Here is an 18,120-nt window from a genome sequence, read left to right on the forward strand (position 1 = left end):
AGGGTTAAGTGTGATCCGGATTGGATCACATCCTACCTAATACCAGGTATAGTGCGCGGCGATAAAACCTCAAACATGGAGTGGATATGAAGAAGTTAGCCGTGGCAGCACTGATCCTGAGCACCCTTTCCGGGGTAGCATACGCGCACGACGCAGGCGAGTTTTTCATCCGGGCCGGTTCGGCCACCGTCCGTCCAACGGAAGGTTCAGATAACGTTTTGGGCGCGCTGGGCAGTTTCAACGTCGATAACAATACGCAGCTTGGCCTGACCATGACATGGATGGCGACCGACAACGTCGGTATTGAACTGCTGGCCGCAACGCCGTTTCGCCACCACGTTGGCACCGCACCGACCGGCGACCTGGCTACCGTAAGCCATCTGCCGCCTTCGCTGATGGCGCAGTGGTACTTCTTTGATGCCCAGAGCAAAGTGCGCCCCTACCTTGGCGCCGGTATCAACTACACCACCTTTTTCGATGAGAAATTTAACGCCACCGGCAAAGCCGCAGGGCTCTCTGATTTGAGTCTGAAGGATTCGTGGGGCGTAGCGGGGCAGGCGGGCGTGGATTATCTGATTAACCGCGACTGGCTGATCAACATGTCTGTATGGTGGATGGATATCGATACCGATGTGCGCTTCAAACAGAACGGCGTACAGCAGAGTGTGCATACCCGTCTCGATCCGTGGGTGTTTATGTTCTCTGCTGGTTACCGCTTCTGATGGTAATAACGGAAACAGGCCTTTGCAGACCCGTTTCCGTTTTTTACGCCCTTAGCTCGCCAGCGTGGCGGCTTTCAGGCGCTGCACAAACCCTTTCAGCTCGGCCAGCATTGTGGTCGGGTTATCCAGGTTGCTCTCGATAATCTTCACAATCGCCGATCCGGAAATTGCCCCTGCGGCACCGGCTTCAATTGCGGAAGCCACCTGATCCGGTGCGGAGATGCCAAAGCCCTGCAGCGCAGGCGCAGCATGGTACTCCGTCAGTTTCTCTACCAGATGATGCAGCGGCAGCGCCGCGCGGTTCTCCGCACCGGTCACGCCAGCGCGCGACAGCAGGTAGGTGTACCCGCGACCGTAAGAGGCAATCTGGCGTAGCAGATCATCATCGGCATTCGGCGGGCAGATAAAGATAGGCGCGATATTATGGCGCATCGCCGCCTGGCGGAACGGGGCAGACTCCTCAATCGGCACGTCGGCGACCAGCACCGAATCGACACCAACGCTGGCACACTGGGCGTAAAACTCATCAACGCCGCGGCTAAAGACCAGGTTGGCATACATCAACAGGCCAATCGGAATGGTCGGATGCTTCTGGCGGATCGCCGCCAGCATTTCAAAACAGTGACCCACCGTAACGCCCGCAGCGAAGGCGCGCAGCGTGGCACTCTGAATGGTCGGGCCATCTGCCAGCGGATCGGAGAAGGGGATGCCCAGCTCCAGCGCATCCGCGCCGCCTTCGATCAGCGCATCGATAATTTGCAGCGACAGGCCAGGTTCCGGATCGCCAAGGGTGACAAACGGGACAAAGGCACCTTCCCGGCGCGCGTTGAGCTGGTTGAAGAGGTTGTCATAGCGTTCCATCAGATTTCGCCTCGCGCTTTCAGAATGTCATGGACGGTGAAGATATCTTTGTCGCCGCGCCCGGAGAGGTTAACCACCAGCAACTGCTCCTTCTCAGGGTTCTCGCGCATCATCTTCAGCGCGTGCGCCAACGCATGAGAGGACTCCAGCGCCGGGATAATCCCTTCATGGCGGCAGAGCGTTTTAAACGCCTCCAGCGCTTCATCATCGGTAATCGAGACATACTCAGCGCGACCGGTGCTGTTGAGATGGGCGTGCTGCGGGCCTACTGACGGGAAATCAAGCCCGGCGGAGATCGAGTAGGACTCCTCAATCTGCCCGTCTTCCGTCTGCATCATCGGCGATTTCATGCCGAAGTAGATGCCGACGCGGCCATGTTTCAGCGGTGCGCCATGTTCGCCAGACTCAATGCCGTGACCCGCCGGTTCCACGCCAATCAGGCCGACGGCGCTCTCTTCGATAAAATCGGCAAACATCCCGATGGCGTTAGAGCCGCCGCCAACGCAGGCGATCACCGCATCCGGCAGACGTCCCTCTCTTTCAAGGATCTGCGCTTTGGTCTCTTCGCCGATCATGCGCTGGAACTCGCGCACAATGGTCGGGAAGGGGTGCGGGCCGGCTGCGGTACCGAGCATATAGTGCGCGGTTTCGTAGCTGCCGGACCAGTCGCGCAGCGCTTCGTTACAGGCATCTTTCAGGGTGGCTGAACCGCTGTGTACCGGGATCACTTCTGCGCCCATCAGTCGCATACGGAAGACGTTTGGCGACTGGCGCTCAACATCTTTTGCGCCCATATAGATGCGGCACTTCAGTCCAAGCAGGGCGCTGGCAAGTGCAGAGGCCACGCCATGCTGTCCCGCGCCGGTTTCGGCGATAATCTCGGTTTTGCCCATCCGTTTGGCGAGCAGCGCCTGGCCGAGCACCTGGTTAGTTTTGTGCGCGCCGCCGTGGAGCAGATCTTCACGCTTAAGATAAAGGGTGGTGCGGGTGCCGGCGGTCAGGTTCTGACATTTTGTCAGCGCCGTCGGGCGACCGGCGTAGTTTTTCAGCAGGTCATTAAACTGCTGCTGGAACGCTGCATCGCTCTGCGCGCTGACAAACGCCTCTTCCAGCTGGCGCAGCGCGGGCATCAGAATTTGCGGAACATACATGCCGCCAAATTCGCCAAAGTAGGGGTTCAGTAGTGTCGTCATCTTGCTTCCTTAATATGCACGCAGCGTACGGAACACCGAGGCCAGTTTGCTGGCGTCTTTAATACCCGGCTCCGACTCTACGCCAGAATTGAAATCTAATCCGGCACAGCCAGCTTTCGCTGCCTGTACGCAGTTATCCGCGCCCAGGCCGCCCGCCAGCAGCACATTGTCGAGCGTTTCGCCGGTCAGCAGTGACCAGTCAAAACTTTTGCCCGTGCCGCCCTGGCCGTTATCCAGCACATATTTATCGACGTGCTCAAGGTTGCGCGGCGGCAGTGTGGTGGTGACGCTCAGGGCTTTCCAGATTTGCGTCTGCTCGCCAAGCTGTGTGCGCAGAGAGGAGATGTAGGCCTGATTTTCATCGCCATGCAACTGAACAGCACTCAGCTTAAGTTTAGCTGCGGTCGCCACAACTTCGTCGGCTGGAGCATTACGGAACACGCCAACATAACTCAGGGGCGCGCCCTGCATCACTTTTTCTGCCTGCTCAACGCTCACCGCGCGCGGTGAGGCGGCAACAAAAATCAGCCCGCCATAAAGCGCTCCGGCGTCATATGCTGCCTGCGCATCTTCAGCGCGGGTTAAGCCGCACACTTTGTTTTCACCCAGCAGGACGCGTTTTACCGCTGCATCCAGATCGTCGTGAGACATCAGCGCGGAGCCAATCAGGAAACCGTTGGCAAAGTGGCTCAGTTCACGTACCTGCGCATAGGTGTTGATGCCGGACTCGCTGATTACCGTGACGCCTGCGCCAAGACGCGGGGCCAGCTCGCGGGTGCGGTTGAGATCGATTGAGAGGTCGCGCAGGTCGCGGTTATTAATGCCGACAACTTTGGCGCCCAGCGCGATTGCGCGCTCCAGCTCCTCTTCATTACTCACTTCTGTCAGCACGCCCATATTGAGGCTGTGCGCCACGGCGGAAAGCGTGCGGTACTGCTCATCATCCAGTACCGAGAGCATTAACAGGCAGGCGTCGGCATGGTAGTAGCGCGCCAGGTAAATCTGGTAGGCATCGATAATAAAGTCTTTGCACAGCACCGGCTGCGGCGCGATTTCGCTGACGATACGCAGGAAGTCGAAGCTACCCTGGAAATATTTCTCATCGGTCAGCACCGAGATTGCCGAGGCGTGATGCTGATAGATATCCGCAATGCGCGCCGGGTCGAAATCAGCGCGGATCACCCCTTTCGAGGGCGACGCTTTTTTGCACTCGAGGATAAACATGGTATGTGTTCCACGCAGTGCATCATAGAAGTGGCGTGTGCTCGGCTGCACCTCGTTCTGAAAAGAGGCCAGCGGTTGTTGCTCCTTGCGCGCCGCAACCCATACAGCTTTGTCGGCGACGATTTTCGCTAAAACGGTCTGCATTGTTTACCCTCTTGCCGCAAGTGCGGTGACTTTGTCGTAAGCGGCCCCGCTGTGCAGGACGTCCAGTACCTGCTGCGCGTTAGCCTTCAGATCTTCTTTGCCGTGCAGCCGCATCAACATGGCGACGTTGGCGGCGACGGCAGCCTCGTGAGCAGGCTCGCCTTTACCTTGTAATAAGCGGGTCAGAATGTCACGGTTTTCTTCCGGCGTGCCGCCCGCCAGCGCCTGCTGGTGGTATGGCGTCAGGCCGAAGTCAGCCGCCGTTAGCTGATAACTCCTGATTTCCCCCTCGTGCAGTTCGGCAACCACCGTCGGCGCATGCAGCGACACCTCATCCATTCCGCCGCTGTGTACCACAGCTGCACGCTGATAACCGAGCACACGCAGGGTTTCGGCAATCGGCAGCACCAGTTCGGCGCTGTAAACGCCAATCAGCGCCAGCGGCGGGTGCGCCGGGTTGATCAGTGGCCCCAGTACGTTAAACAGCGTGCGGGTTTTTAACTGCTGGCGAACCGGCATCGCGTGGCGAAACCCGGTGTGGTACTTCGGCGCGAAGAGGAAGCAGACGCCGAGCTCATCAAGCGCCGTGCGGGATTTATCCGCGTTCATATCCAGATTGATGCCAAACGCTGCCAGCAGGTCCGACGAACCAGAGCGGCTTGAGACGCTGCGGTTGCCGTGCTTTGCCACCTTCAGGCCGCAGGCGGCGGCGACAAAGGCGCTGGCAGTGGAAATATTGATACTGTTGCTGCCATCGCCGCCGGTGCCAACGATATCGGCAAAAGCATATTCCGGGCGCGGGAAGGGCGCGGCATTTTCCAGCAGGGCAGTCGCCGCACCGGCAATCTCCTGCGGCTGCTCGCCGCGGATCTTCATACTGACCAGCGCCGCAGCCAGTTGCTCCGGCTTCAGCTCACCGCGCACCACTGCGGAGAAGAGCTGGTGGCTCTCCTGCTGGCTCAGCGTTTCGGCCTGATAGAGCTTCTCCAGGATCGGCTGCAGCGTGTTTGCCTGCTCCAGCTTCTGCAACGCCCATGCCAGCGTCTGCTCCAGCAGGCGTGCGCCCTGGGTGGTGAGAATCGATTCCGGGTGGAACTGGAAGCCGCAAACGCGATCGGCGTCATGACGCACCGCCATCACCATGCCATCAAAATGGGCATTGATGGTGAGCCCGGCCGGAATATTACTGCCAACCAGCGAGTGGTAGCGGGCAACCGGCAGCGGGTTGCTGAGGCCCGCGAACATCGCCTGGCCATCATGTTCAATGCTGGAGGCTTTACCATGCAGGATCTCACCGGCCTGGCCGACATATCCGCCATAAGCTTCAACAATCGCCTGGTGACCGAGGCAGATGCCGATAATCGGCAGCTTGCCGCGCATACGCGTCAGCAGCTCCGGCATGCAGCCCGCTTCAGAAGGGGCGCCCGGGCCAGGTGAGAGCATCAGCACCGGGTTTTGCATGGTCGCCAGGCGGTCAATTAAGGTTTGGGCCGGAACATGGTTACGGTAAATCACCACATTGTGTCCGCTTGCGCGCAGCTGATCCGCCAGGTTGTAAGTAAAGGAGTCGATATTATCGAGCAGCAGAATGTCAGCCATCAGAAAATCTCCTGTGCGTGGTGGGCGGTGGCGATTGCGCGCAGAACCGCGCGCGCTTTGTTACGGGTTTCATCGGCTTCAGACTGCGGAACGGAATCCAGCACTACGCCTGCGCCGGCCTGAACGGTGGCGATACCATCCTCAACCCAGGCGGAGCGGATGACGATGCAGGTATCGAGATCGCCGTGGGCGGTGAAGTAACCCACCGCACCGCCGTAGCTGCCGCGGCGCGTGCCTTCGGCTTCGGCAATCAGCTGCATAGCGCGTACTTTCGGCGCGCCGCTGAGGGTGCCCATATTCATGCAGGCGCGATAGGCGTGTAGCACATCGAGATCGTGACGCAGCTCGCCGACCACGCGGGAGACCAGGTGCATCACATAGGAGTAACGGTCGACTTTCGTCAGATCCGCCACGTAACGGCTGCCCGGTGTACAGATACGTGCCAGGTCGTTACGTGCCAGGTCAACCAGCATCAAGTGTTCAGAGAGCTCTTTGTGGTCGGTACGCATTTCAAGTTCAATGCGGCTGTCGAGATCGCGATCCAGTGAACCATCGGCGCGACGACCGCGTGGGCGCGTCCCGGCAATCGGGTAGATCTCAATCTGGCGGTTGCTGGCGTCATACTTCAGCGAGCTCTCCGGCGAGGCGCCGAACAGCGTGAAATCCGCATCCTGCATAAAGAACATATAGGGGCTGGGGTTGCTCTTTTTCAGCACTTCATACGCGGCGAGCGGCGACGGGCAGGGCAAGGTGAAGCGACGCGACGGTACGACCTGGAAAATTTCACCGGCGCGAATCGCTTTTTGCATTTTGCGCACCACATCACCGTACGCGTCATCGCTCTGGTTACAGTCGCACTGCATATGTTCAACGGTTTCTACCGGCAGCGGCGTGACCGGCGCATCCAGCTGCTGGCGCAGCGTCTCGACGCGTTGCAGCAGGCGATCTTTTTCACTCGCAGACGGGGTAAAGAGGCTCGCCTGAATACGCGTCTCTTTTTTCTGGTGGTCGATCACCAGTAAGGTTTCAGCGAGATAGAAGCAGTAGTCCGGGCAGTTGCGGTCGTGCTTCAGCTCCGGCAGATCTTCAAAACCCGCGACCAGGTCATAGGCAAACAGGCCACCGAAAAACATCGCTTCCCGCTCATCAGCCGGCAGTTCAACCAGACCCTGCAGCAGACGAAACGCATCAAACACCGAGAGCGAGCAGAGACGGGCATCTTCATCAAGCAACTGGCTGACCGCCGGGAAGCGCAGTTCACGGCCATTTTCCAGCACGCGGTTTTCTACGCCTGAAGGCAGCACCGTATCAAGCAGTGTCAGCAGGGCGGCACCGTTAGCGGTCAGTGCGGTTAAGGTGACGGTGTCACCTAATGCGGTAATGCGCAGCGCGCTGTCTACCAGCAGCAGGCTTTTAAGATCGTCTTTGCTGTCGATGTCGGCAGATTCAAGCAGCAGTGTTGCAGGACGGGCATCGCACAGCTGGTGGAACAGCGCCGTCGGGTTGTTATGGTAACGCGCCTGGGTGGTCAGAAGGTCGAGTGCTGGTTTTTGCATCTGCATCGCTCTCATTAATTTGTTCAAAAAAAAGCCCGCTGAAAAAAGCGGGCCTGGTATCGGTATGCTGAATGCGCACGTGATCACAAAGCCCTTAACAGGGAGTGCGCCACCAGCGATTGTTAAAGATATGTGCATTCATTTTTGCGATACCGTTGTTCAGTGAACTTGCGTACTAGTTAACTGGTTCATGAAAAGAAAGTCAACCATGAATTCAGAAAATGTGTGCTACCCGTTATGATAGGTCACAAATTGCAGTTTGATGAATTAGCGGAGCCGCTTTGAGCGACACGAATTACGCCATTATTTACGATCTTCACAGCCACACGCTCGCCTCTGATGGCCTGCTTTCCCCCGAGGCGCTGGTGCACCGCGCGGTTGAAATGCGCATTGGTACGCTGGCGATCACCGATCATGACACTACCGACGCCATTCCTGCCGCCCGCGCTGAGATAGCCCGCGCCGGGCTGGATCTCAATTTAATCAGCGGGGTGGAGATCTCAACGCTTTGGGAAAACCACGAGATCCACATTGTTGGGCTGAATATTGATATTGACCACCCGGCAATGCGTGATTTTCTTGAGCATCAATCACAGCGCCGCACCGAGCGCGCAAAGCTTATCGCTGAGCGGCTGGAGAAAGCGCATATTCCCGGTGCGCTGGATGGGGCGATGCGCCTGGCGCAGGGGGCGAATGTGACGCGCGGCCATTTCGCCCGCTTCCTGGTTGAGCAGGGCAAAGCGGGCAATATGGCCGATGTTTTCAAAAAGTATCTCGCCCGTGGCAAAACGGGTTACGTTCCGCCTCAGTGGTGTACAATAGAACAAGCCATTGATGTGATTCATCATTCTGGTGGAACGGCGGTAATGGCCCATCCGGGGCGTTATAATCTTTCTGCCAAATGGCTTAAAAGGCTGCTGGCGCATTTTGCTCAATGCGGCGGTGAGGCGATGGAAGTCGCCCAATGCCAGCAGGCTCCCAATGAGCGAACCCAGCTGGCGGAGTATGCCCGTCAGTTTGGTCTGTTAGGGTCGCAGGGGTCTGATTTCCATCAGCCCTGTCCCTGGATCGAACTGGGACGCAAACTTTGGCTTCCGGCGGGCGTCGATGGCGTCTGGTCGGCGTGGGAGCAGCCGCAGAACAACACAGAGAGGGTTGTATGAGTCAGTTTTTTTATATTCATCCAGATAATCCGCAGCCGCGTTTAATCAACCAGGCCGTCGATATCGTGCGCAAAGGCGGCGTTATCGTCTATCCCACCGATTCCGGCTACGCGCTGGGCTGCAAACTTGAAGATAAAGGGGCGATGGAGCGTATTTGCCGCATCCGTCACCTGCCGGACGGCCACAACTTTACGCTGATGTGCCGCGATCTCTCCGAACTCTCCACCTACGCGTTCGTCGATAACGTGGCGTTTCGCCTGATCAAAAACAACACGCCGGGCAACTACACCTTCATCCTGAAAGGGACGAAAGAGGTGCCGCGCCGCCTGTTGCAGGAGAAGCGTAAAACCATCGGTCTGCGCGTGCCGTCGAACCCGATTGCGCTGGCGCTGCTGGAGACGCTCAATGAGCCGATGCTCTCGACATCGCTGATGCTGCCGGGTAGCGAGTTTACCGAGTCGGATCCCGATGAAATTAAAGATCGTCTGGAGAAGCTGGTGGATCTGGTGATTCACGGCGGCTATCTCGGCCAGCAGCCGACGACGGTGGTCGATCTGACCGACGCTGCGCCGGTGGTGATCCGTGAAGGCGTCGGTGACGTTAGGCCTTTCTTATAGCGGCGCAAGTCGCTATACTACGCGGCCATTTCAGACGCGGCTTAAGCCGGGCTGATGACCCTATTCGACGCCTGTGAAGGCGACATAAAGGATGCTCTATGAGCGAGAAACTACAGAAAGTGCTGGCGCGGGCCGGCCACGGCTCCCGCCGTGAAATCGAAACTATTATCCAGGCAGGCCGCGTCAGCGTTGATGGCAAAATCGCCACGCTGGGCGACCGCGTCGAGGTCACACCGGGGCTGAAAATCCGTATCGATGGTCATCTCATTTCGGTGAAAGAGTCCGTCGAACAGATCTGCCGCGTACTGGCTTATTACAAACCGGAAGGCGAGCTCTGCACGCGTAACGATCCGGAAGGGCGCCCAACGGTGTTTGACCGTCTGCCGAAACTGCGCGGTGCGCGCTGGATTGCCGTCGGTCGTCTGGACGTCAACACCTGCGGTCTGCTGCTTTTCACCACCGACGGTGAGCTGGCGAACCGCCTGATGCACCCGAGCCGCGAAGTCGAGCGCGAATACGCCGTGCGCGTGTTTGGCGAAGTGGATGACGCGAAGCTGCGCGATTTGTCGCGCGGTGTGCAGCTGGAGGATGGTCCGGCAGCGTTTAAGACCATCAAATTCAGCGGTGGTGAAGGTATTAACCAGTGGTACAACGTTACGCTGACCGAAGGGCGCAACCGCGAAGTGCGTCGCCTGTGGGAAGCGGTCGGTGTGCAGGTAAGCCGTCTTATCCGCGTACGCTACGGCGATATTCCGTTGCCGAAAGGGCTGCCGCGCGGCGGCTGGACCGAGTTGGATCTGGCGCAGACCAACTACCTGCGCGAGCTGGTCGGGCTGGACGCTGAGACGCAATCAAAAGTCGCGGTGGAGAAAGATCGCCGTCGCATGAAAGCGAATCAGATCCGCCGTGCCGTGAAGCGCCACGCTCAGCCGACTGGCGGTAAGCCTGCCGGTGGTAATCGCCGCCCGGGTGGCGGACGCACTAAAAACGATTAATGAAAAAGGGGCGCAAGCCCCTTTTTTTATCGCTAATAATCGATGCCGATCTGCGCTTTTATTCCCGCCTCAAACGCATGCTTCACCGGTCTTAGCTCGCTTACCGTATCCGCCGCCTCGAGAATATCGCGATGGCAGCCGCGTCCGGTAATGATCACCGTCTGCATCGGCGGGCGGTTTTGCAGGGCGGTTAACACCTTTTCCAGCGGCAAATAGTCATACGCCACCATGTAGGTCAACTCATCCAGCAGCACCATATCCAGCGCCGGGTCGGCCAGCATCCGCTGGGCGTGCTGCCATGCTTCAAGGCAGGCGGTGGTATCGCTTTCGCGGTTTTGTGTGTCCCAGGTAAAGCCGGTGGCCATCACCTGAAATTCGACGCCCAGCGGTTCGAGCAGGTTACGCTCACCGTTTGGCCAGGTGCCCTTAATAAACTGAATCACGCCCACCTTTTTGCCATGCCCGACGGCGCGCGTGGCGGTGCCGAAGGCCGCCGTGGTTTTGCCTTTGCCGTTGCCGGTGAAGACAATAACAATTCCACGCTCATCCTGGGCGGCGGCAACCCGTGCGTCGACACGCTCTTTTACCTTCTGCTGACGCTGCTGATAACGTTCATCTCTCATTGGGCGATCCCCGGTTTCCGGCCTGGCTGCGCATCGAACGTCATGCCGGTTTTGCGGCGGCTGTCATCGCCCATCAGCCACAAGTAGAGCGGCATAATGTCGGCAGGGGTTTTAAGCTTCTGCGGATCTTCCGTCGGGAAGGCGCTGGCGCGCATGCTGGTGCGCGTTCCGCCGGGGTTGATGCAGTTGACGCGCAGCCGGTTCTGGTACTCTTCCGCCAGCACCTGCATCATCCCTTCGGTGGCAAATTTCGAGGTCGCATAGGCGCCCCAGTTGGCACGACCCTGGCGACCGACGCTGGAGGAGGTAAAGACCAGCGAGCCGCAGTCTGATTTGAGTAATAAAGGAAGCAGTGCCTGGGTAAGGTAGAACGTGGCGTTAACGTTGACCTGCATCACTTCGTTCCAGACGGCCGGATCCTGTTCGCTCATCGGGCAGATATCGCCGAGCAGGCCGGCGTTATGCAGCACGCCATCCAGATGGGATGTGGTGGTGGCGATTTCACTGGCGAGCTGTTGGCACGCTTCGGGGGTGCAGGTTGCCATATCGAGGATAAACCACTGTGCGGCCTGGCCTTCGTCTTTTACCTGCTGCGCGACGTGGCGCAGTTTCTCTTCATTACGACCCAGCAGAATCAGGCTGGCGCCGTGGCGGGCGTAGGTTAATGCCGCCTCTTTTCCAATACCGTCGCTGGCACCGGTGACAAGAATGATGCGACCGTTTAGCAGGTCGCGTTTGGGCTGATAGTGCACTCTGTCTCCTCAGGCCGCAGCCTGTAATCACCTTCACGTGTTGGCTTTATGCCTTAAACGTCCGGCTATTTCAATCGGTGAAGGGGAGAGTTACACACCCTTTACCTTAAGGAGTGCTAAAAAATTCAGCAACATGGCGACGCGGGCGCACGCCTGGCGCGAGACGCGCCCGCAGCGCTCATGTACACTGAGCCGATTATTGAGTGAAGTCACCGAGGTGGTATGCATGGAATTACTCTCTGAATATGGTCTGTTTTTAGCCAAAGTCGCCACCGTGGTGGTTGCGGTGGCGATCGTTATGACGCTTATCATCAATTTGCGCCAGCGCAAACGTCAGCGCGGCGAGCTGAAGATCACCCGCTTTAACGAGCACTATAAAGAGATGCAGGAGGAGATGTCCGTCGGCCTGATGGATGCTCACCAGCAGAAGCAGTGGCATAAAGCGCAGAAGAAAAAGCTGAAGGCAGATGCGAAGGCGGCAAAAGCACAGGCGAAGGCGGGCGTGTCAAAAGATCCGGTCAAACCGCGCGTTTATGTGCTCGACTTTAAAGGCAGTATGGATGCCGGCGAAGTGCACGGCCTGCGTGAAGAGGTAACCGCCGTGCTGAGCGTCGCAACGCCGAACGATCAGGTGCTGCTGCGCCTTGAAAGCCCGGGCGGCGTGGTGCACGGTTACGGTCTGGCAGCCTCCCAGCTGCAACGCCTGCGTGACAAGCAGATCCCGCTGACCGTTGCCGTGGATAAAGTCGCCGCCAGCGGCGGGTATATGATGGCCTGCGTGGCGGATAAAATTGTCGCCGCGCCGTTCTCCATCATCGGCTCGATTGGCGTGGTGGCGCAGGTTCCCAACTTCAACCGCTTCCTGAAAAGCAAAGATATTGATATCGAGCTGCATACCGCCGGGCAGTATAAGCGCACGTTGACGCTGCTGGGTGAGAATACCGAAGAGGGACGGCAGAAGTTTCGTGAGAACCTTAATGAAACGCACGATCTCTTCAAAGACTTTGTCAGCCAGATGCGGCCGCAGCTTGATATCGAGCAGGTGGCGACCGGCGAGCACTGGTACGGTAGCCAGGCACTGGAGAAGGGGCTGGTGGATGAGGTCGGCACCAGCGATGAGCTGTTACTGGGCCTGATTCAGGAGCATGAAGCGATAGGCGTGCGTTACCAACAGCGTAAAAAGTTGCTGGAGCGCTTTACCGGTAGCGCAACAGAAAGCGTTGATCATCTGCTGATGCGCTGGTGGCAGCGCGGGCAAAAACCGATGATGTAAACAAAAACGCGAGGCTCAGGCCTCGCGTTCTTCTTTAATCGATCAGGTGGTACTTTTCAGAAAGTTCATGGGCTAAATATTTGAACATATTGAATACCGCCGTACTTTTCCCCGTTGGCAATCCTTGCTCATCCAGGTAGTACTCTCCGCTGAATACCAGCACGCCGTTGCGCTGCGTCACACCAGTGGCTTCAATGCCCGCCAGCGTGTCGTCATGATCGCGAATCAGTTGATTTGCCAGCTCAAGCAGGGACTGACGATCGATAGGCTGAGATGTCTCGCTCATTTTCATTCTCCTCAATTTTTGTCGGAGTTTACTGCTAGCCGCGATGAGGGGCAAATTTTCCCTTGTCTTGTGAGGGGCTTACGGTCTCGTTAACCTGGCGCAATGCGTTTTTGCATGCTAATAAAGTTGCTTAACAAATTTTATCAGGTACAGTGTGACCCTTTCGTCAATCTGGCAACAGAATTGCTTGACATTCGACCGGATTATCGTCTTGCTATACCACGCTGATATGAAAAAGCCTGAAATCTCAGTCACCTGAATACCTCTATTCGCGTGACCGGCAACGTCAAAGGGTTGATATCCCTTGGCGCCGCCGCAATAGTGACTGTTTATCAGTGGATGTGACGCAACATGCGACGCATTTCCGGAAGAATACAATAGGTAAAGGTGAATATGGGTAAAGCTCTCGTTATCGTTGAGTCCCCGGCAAAAGCCAAAACGATCAATAAATATCTCGGCAATGACTACGTGGTGAAATCCAGCGTAGGGCATATCCGTGATTTGCCGACCAGTGGCTCAGCACCTAAAAAGAGCGCCGACTCCACCGCCACCAAGCCGGCTAAAAAGCCTAAAAAGGATGAGCGGGGCGCGCTTGTAAACCGCATGGGCATTGACCCGTGGCACAACTGGGACGCGCATTATGAAGTGCTGCCCGGTAAAGAGAAGGTGGTTTCCGAGCTGAAATCCCTCGCTGAAAAAGCTGACCACATCTATCTCGCAACCGACCTTGACCGCGAAGGGGAAGCCATTGCATGGCACCTGCGGGAAGTGATCGGTGGCGATGAGACACGCTACAGCCGTGTCGTGTTTAACGAAATTACCAAGAATGCGATTCGTCAGGCCTTTGAAACGCCTGGCGAGCTGAATATCGACCGTGTGAATGCCCAACAGGCGCGCCGCTTTATGGACCGCGTGGTGGGTTATATGGTCTCGCCGCTGCTGTGGAAAAAGATCGCGCGTGGTTTGTCCGCCGGTCGTGTGCAGTCCGTCGCCGTTCGCCTGGTGGTAGAGCGCGAACGCGAGATCAAAGCGTTTGTCCCGGAAGAGTTCTGGGAAATTGACGCGGCAACGACAACGCCAGGCGGTGATACTCTGCCGCTGCAGGTGACCCACGAAGGCGATAAAGCCTTCCGTCCGGTTAACCGTGAGCAGACAATGGCGGCGGTCAGCCTGCTGGAAAAAGCGCGCTATACCGTTATCGATCGCGAAGATAAGCCGACCAGCAGCAAGCCTGGCGCGCCGTTTATCACCTCTACGCTGCAGCAGGCCGCCAGCACGCGTCTTGGCTACGGCGTGAAGAAAACCATGATGATGGCCCAGCGCTTGTATGAAGCGGGTTACATCACCTATATGCGTACCGACTCCACCAACCTGAGCCAGGACGCGGTCAGCATGGTGCGCAGCTATATCGGCGATAACTTTGGTAAGAAATACCTGCCAGAAAACGCCAATCAGTACGCCAGCAAAGAGAACTCGCAGGAAGCGCACGAAGCGATTCGTCCTTCTGATGTGAGTGTGCTGGCTGAATCGTTAAAAGATATGGAAGCGGACGCGCAGAAGCTCTATCAGCTGATCTGGCGCCAGTTCGTTGCCTGTCAGATGACACCGGCGAAATATGACTCCACCACGCTCACCGTTGGCGCGGGCGATTTCCGCCTGAAAGCGCGCGGACGTATCCTGCGTTTCGATGGCTGGACGAAAGTGATGCCTGCGCTGCGTAAGGGCGATGAAGATCGCACCCTGCCGGCGGTTAATAAAGGTGATGAGCTGACGCTGGTTGAACTGACACCTGCCCAGCACTTTACAAAACCGCCTGCGCGCTTCAGCGAAGCATCGCTGGTGAAAGAGCTGGAAAAACGCGGTATCGGCCGTCCGTCTACCTATGCGTCGATCATCTCGACCATTCAGGATCGCGGCTATGTACGCGTTGAAAACCGCCGCTTCTACGCGGAAAAAATGGGTGAAATCGTCACAGATCGCCTGGAAGAGAACTTCCGCGAGCTGATGAACTACGACTTCACCGCGCAGATGGAAGATAGCCTCGACCGCGTCGCTAACCACGAAGCTGAATGGCGCAGCGTGCTGGACAGCTTCTTTGGCGATTTTTCGCGTCAGCTGGAGCAGGCTGAACAGGATCCGGAAGAGGGCGGTATGCGCCCGAATCAGATGGTGCTGACCAGCATCGACTGCCCGACCTGCGGGCGCAAGATGGGTATTCGTACCGCCAGCACCGGCGTCTTCCTGGGCTGTTCGGGTTATGCACTGCCGCCGAAAGAGCGCTGCAAAACCACCATCAACCTGATCCCGGAAAATGAAGTGCTCAACGTGCTGGAAGGCGACGACGCCGAAACCAACGCGCTGCGTGCCAAACGTCGCTGCCAGAAGTGCGGCACGGCGATGGACAGCTACCTGATCGATCCGAAACGCAAGCTGCATGTCTGCGGTAATAACCCGACCTGCGACGGCTACGAGATTGAAGAGGGCGAGTTCCGCATCAAGGGCTATGATGGTCCGATCGTTGAGTGTGAAAAGTGTGGTTCTGAAATGCACCTGAAGATGGGGCGTTTCGGCAAATACATGGCCTGTACCAACGACGATTGCAAAAATACGCGTAAGATCCTGCGCAATGGTGAAGTCGCGCCGCCGAAAGAAGATCCGGTGCCGCTGCCTGAGCTGCCGTGCGAGAAATCTGACGCCTATTTCGTGCTGCGTGACGGTGCGGCGGGTGTCTTCCTCGCGGCTAACACCTTCCCGAAATCGCGCGAGACCCGTGCGCCGCTGGTGGAAGAGCTCTATCGCTTCCGCGATCGCCTGCCGGAGAAGCTGCGCTATCTCGCCGATGCGCCGCAGGAAGATCCGAACGGGAATAAAACCATCGTGCGTTTTAGCCGTAAAACCAAGCAGCAGTACGTCGCCTCTGAGAAAGAGGGGAAAGCCACCGGCTGGTCCGCTTTCTACATCGACAACAAATGGACTGAAGCGAAAAAGTAATCGCTATCAAGTACCTACTGAGAAGGGCCGGATAATCCGGCCCTTTTTATTATCTGTTATTATTCTTAGTTCCTCGCTATACACAGAAGCTATAAATGATATAGTGGTTATAGTTTTTCTCTTTTTTATTATCAAATCGTCTTAAGCGCTCACCGCTTGCCTCATTCGGATGGTCTGTCATGAAACTACAGCAGCTTCGCTATATTGTTGAGGTGGTCAACCACAACCTCAACGTCTCCTCTACGGCCGAAGGCCTCTATACCTCGCAGCCTGGCATCAGCAAACAGGTGCGGATGCTTGAGGATGAACTCGGTATTCAAATCTTCGCCCGTAGCGGAAAGCATCTTACGCAGGTGACGCCAGCCGGGCAGGAGATTATCCGCATTGCACGGGAAGTGTTGTCCAAAGTGGAGGCCATTAAATCAGTGGCAGGGGAACACACCTGGCCGGATAAGGGGTCACTCTACGTCGCGACCACCCACACCCAGGCGCGCTATGCGCTGCCAAATGTGATTAAAGGCTTTATTGAGCGCTATCCGCGCGTCTCGTTGCATATGCATCAGGGATCGCCGACGCAGATCGCCGAGGCGGTCTCCAAAGGCAATGCTGACTTTGCCATTGCCACCGAGGCGCTGCATCTCTATGACGACCTGGTGATGCTGCCGTGCTACCACTGGAACCGCTCGATTGTGGTCACGCCGGATCATCCGCTGGCGGCGAAGCAGTCCGTGTCGATTGAAGAGCTGGCGCAGTATCCGCTGGTCACCTATACATTTGGTTTCACTGGCCGCTCAGAGCTCGATACCGCCTTCAATCGCGCCGGTTTAACGCCGCGCATTGTCTTTACCGCGACAGACGCCGATGTGATTAAAACCTATGTCCGCCTCGGTTTAGGCGTAGGGGTGATTGCCAGCATGGCGGTTGATCCCGTGTCAGATCCGGATCTGGTGAAACTTGATGCTGATGGTGTTTTCAGCCACAGCACGACCAAGATAGGCTTTCGTCGCAGCACCTTCCTGCGAAGCTATATGTATGATTTTATTCAACGCTTTGCGCCGCATTTAACGCGCGATGTGGTCGATGCCGCCGTAGCGTTGCGTTCGAATGACGATATCGAAGCGATGTTTAAAGATATTAAGCTGCCGCAGAAATAATACCGACGGGTATCTTATCACCCGAAAAGATACCCATAATGCCGCCTAAACCTAAATTAGAATTATCATCAACTCTGATAAAATCCCTCCGCAGAGTGATTGACGTCACATTTCAAATCCGCACCGTCTCTATTTTGCGACAAACATAGAAACTAAATAGCAACTCTGCAAATTCATTACTTCAATTATTTCTTTGTTGTCAAAAGATTTAATATTTCTTTGGAAATGGTGAGTAAATTCACTGGATTTTCCGCTAAAGTTCTTTTAGGATTTGTCTCATCCCATGATTACTAATACCGATTGTTGGTGCACAGAATGATAAGCGATGTCGATTGTACGAGGTTAGCAATGCCAACAGGAAGTGAAGAGCCGCAAAGGGACCCTGAGCTGAAGCGTAAAGCCTGGCTAGCGGTATTTCTTGGCTCTGCCTTGTTCTGGGCAGTGGTTGCGTTACTGGTCTGGAAATTTTGGGGGTAAAATGGCGATAGCAGGTCGATACGAACCCGTTAAGCGAGTGTGTCAGCTTCGTGACACACCACCAAAAGCAAAAAACAAAGCGGTGACCGTTCTTCCGGCCTCCTGGAAGCTGACGCCGCAGCAGAAAGCGTTTATTGACGCCTTTGCTGAAGATGACATTAAAAAACAATAAATATACCAGCAAGATCAATGTGGGGAATTAACCCGCTATTCATTGACGTGCTCTTTTGTACTCTTTAATTAATACACAGCATAAATGAATTGAGTAAAAACTCAGTTTCGATGAATAGATTCACGAGGTAAATTTTTATGATTAATAACCTTGGTATGAAATATTGGTCATGGCTGACAGCGTTCTCGGTTTCCGCCCTCATCTGGGGTGAGCTGGTCTGGCTGGCCCTGCAGTAACGAATTGAAAAACCTCGCGTCGGCGGGGTTTTTTATTATCCGCGCCTTACCCCCGCCCGTAAGATTTTCCCTTTTGTAGCAA

General features: G+C 56.4%; 18 protein-coding genes and 1 other annotated feature. Of the genes, 10 read left to right on the top strand and 8 right to left on the bottom strand.

Annotation, left to right across the window (positions count from 1 at the left end; genetic code table 11):
• Positions 1-86 precede the first annotated feature (86 nt).
• Positions 87-722 carry an outer membrane protein OmpW gene (gene ompW, locus SOM48_RS12425; RefSeq protein WP_312198689.1) on the top strand — a complete coding sequence of 212 codons (636 nt, stop codon included), beginning with the start codon at positions 87-89 and terminating at the stop codon, positions 720-722.
• A gap of 51 nt (positions 723-773) precedes the next feature.
• Here the strand turns inward: ompW and trpA are convergent, their stop codons facing one another.
• Genes trpA through SOM48_RS12450 form a run of 5 tightly spaced genes read right to left on the bottom strand, consistent with a single transcriptional unit; the run spans position 774 to position 7,305 of the window.
• Entirely contained in the window at positions 774-1,583 is an 810-nt protein-coding gene (trpA, locus tag SOM48_RS12430; protein WP_054803451.1) for a tryptophan synthase subunit alpha, read from the bottom strand.
• A complete protein-coding gene (gene trpB, locus SOM48_RS12435) occupies positions 1,583-2,776 on the bottom strand; it encodes a tryptophan synthase subunit beta (protein ID WP_023478707.1) in 1,194 nt (397 codons plus the stop codon). Before trpB ends, trpA begins: the two co-directional genes overlap by 1 nt.
• A gap of 9 nt (positions 2,777-2,785) precedes the next feature.
• The gene (trpCF, locus tag SOM48_RS12440) at positions 2,786-4,144 is read right to left on the bottom strand and encodes a bifunctional indole-3-glycerol-phosphate synthase TrpC/phosphoribosylanthranilate isomerase TrpF (protein ID WP_320512044.1); all 1,359 of its coding nucleotides are present in this window, start codon (positions 4,142-4,144) and stop codon (positions 2,786-2,788) included.
• Between the two features lie 3 nt (positions 4,145-4,147).
• On the bottom strand, positions 4,148-5,743 hold the full coding sequence (gene trpD, locus SOM48_RS12445) for a bifunctional anthranilate synthase glutamate amidotransferase component TrpG/anthranilate phosphoribosyltransferase TrpD (protein WP_320512045.1): 1,596 nt from the start codon (positions 5,741-5,743) through the stop codon (positions 4,148-4,150).
• Complete coding sequence (locus tag SOM48_RS12450; protein ID WP_076769926.1) at positions 5,743-7,305, bottom strand: anthranilate synthase component 1; 1,563 nt, start codon at positions 7,303-7,305, stop codon at positions 5,743-5,745. The genes trpD and SOM48_RS12450 overlap by 1 nt, the downstream gene beginning before the upstream one ends.
• A gap of 19 nt (positions 7,306-7,324) precedes the next feature.
• Positions 7,325-7,420: a sequence feature (Trp leader region), on the bottom strand.
• Positions 7,421-7,580: 160 nt separating this feature from the next.
• Between SOM48_RS12450 and rnm the strand changes: the two genes are divergently transcribed.
• The 3 genes from rnm (at position 7,581) to rluB (ending at position 10,074) form a co-directional block, all read left to right on the top strand.
• Positions 7,581-8,462 (top strand): RNase RNM, encoded by an 882-nt coding sequence (rnm, locus tag SOM48_RS12455; RefSeq protein WP_320512046.1) that lies wholly within the window; start codon positions 7,581-7,583, stop codon positions 8,460-8,462.
• A complete protein-coding gene (locus SOM48_RS12460) occupies positions 8,459-9,079 on the top strand; it encodes an L-threonylcarbamoyladenylate synthase (RefSeq protein ID WP_023478797.1) in 621 nt (206 codons plus the stop codon). The genes rnm and SOM48_RS12460 overlap by 4 nt, the downstream gene beginning before the upstream one ends.
• Positions 9,080-9,177: 98 nt before the next feature.
• Positions 9,178-10,074, top strand: coding sequence for a 23S rRNA pseudouridine(2605) synthase RluB (gene rluB / locus SOM48_RS12465; RefSeq protein ID WP_054803447.1), 897 nt, complete (start codon positions 9,178-9,180; stop codon positions 10,072-10,074).
• Between the two features lie 32 nt (positions 10,075-10,106).
• Here the strand turns inward: rluB and cobO are convergent, their stop codons facing one another.
• Together cobO and SOM48_RS12475 are read right to left on the bottom strand one after the other, a co-directional pair.
• On the bottom strand, positions 10,107-10,697 hold the full coding sequence (gene cobO / locus SOM48_RS12470) for a cob(I)yrinic acid a,c-diamide adenosyltransferase (RefSeq protein ID WP_320512047.1): 591 nt from the start codon (positions 10,695-10,697) through the stop codon (positions 10,107-10,109).
• Positions 10,694-11,449, bottom strand: a complete 756-nt coding sequence (locus SOM48_RS12475) for a YciK family oxidoreductase (protein ID WP_128482867.1) — start codon at positions 11,447-11,449, stop codon at positions 10,694-10,696. Before SOM48_RS12475 ends, cobO begins: the two co-directional genes overlap by 4 nt.
• A 226-nt stretch (positions 11,450-11,675) precedes the next feature.
• Between SOM48_RS12475 and sohB the strand changes: the two genes are divergently transcribed.
• Positions 11,676-12,722, top strand: a complete 1,047-nt coding sequence (gene sohB / locus SOM48_RS12480; RefSeq protein WP_054803480.1) for a protease SohB — start codon at positions 11,676-11,678, stop codon at positions 12,720-12,722.
• Between the two features lie 34 nt (positions 12,723-12,756).
• On the opposite strand, the gene SOM48_RS12485 is transcribed toward sohB, so the two are convergent.
• Positions 12,757-13,008, bottom strand: a complete 252-nt coding sequence (locus SOM48_RS12485; protein ID WP_023478774.1) for a YciN family protein — start codon at positions 13,006-13,008, stop codon at positions 12,757-12,759.
• 393 nt (positions 13,009-13,401) lie between these two features.
• Here SOM48_RS12485 and topA point away from each other — a divergent pair, with 393 nt between their 5' ends.
• The 5 genes from topA (at position 13,402) to ymiC (ending at position 18,038) form a co-directional block, all read left to right on the top strand.
• On the top strand, positions 13,402-15,999 hold the full coding sequence (gene topA / locus SOM48_RS12490; protein WP_094419788.1) for a type I DNA topoisomerase: 2,598 nt from the start codon (positions 13,402-13,404) through the stop codon (positions 15,997-15,999).
• Positions 16,000-16,178: 179 nt separating this feature from the next.
• The gene (gene cysB / locus SOM48_RS12495; RefSeq protein ID WP_023478728.1) at positions 16,179-17,153 is read left to right on the top strand and encodes an HTH-type transcriptional regulator CysB; all 975 of its coding nucleotides are present in this window, start codon (positions 16,179-16,181) and stop codon (positions 17,151-17,153) included.
• Positions 17,154-17,468: 315 nt separating this feature from the next.
• Positions 17,469-17,630 (top strand): YmiA family putative membrane protein, encoded by a 162-nt coding sequence (locus tag SOM48_RS12500; RefSeq protein WP_076769923.1) that lies wholly within the window; start codon positions 17,469-17,471, stop codon positions 17,628-17,630.
• Position 17,631: 1 nt separating this feature from the next.
• Entirely contained in the window at positions 17,632-17,802 is a 171-nt protein-coding gene (locus SOM48_RS12505) for a hypothetical protein (RefSeq protein ID WP_094419789.1), read from the top strand.
• Between the two features lie 137 nt (positions 17,803-17,939).
• Entirely contained in the window at positions 17,940-18,038 is a 99-nt protein-coding gene (gene ymiC / locus SOM48_RS12510; RefSeq protein ID WP_225975715.1) for a small membrane protein YmiC, read from the top strand.
• The last annotated feature ends 82 nt before the right edge of the window (positions 18,039-18,120 follow it).

This window comes from Kosakonia sp. CFBP8986 (genome assembly GCF_034044935.1).
Lineage (GTDB): Bacteria > Pseudomonadota > Gammaproteobacteria > Enterobacterales > Enterobacteriaceae > Kosakonia > Kosakonia cowanii.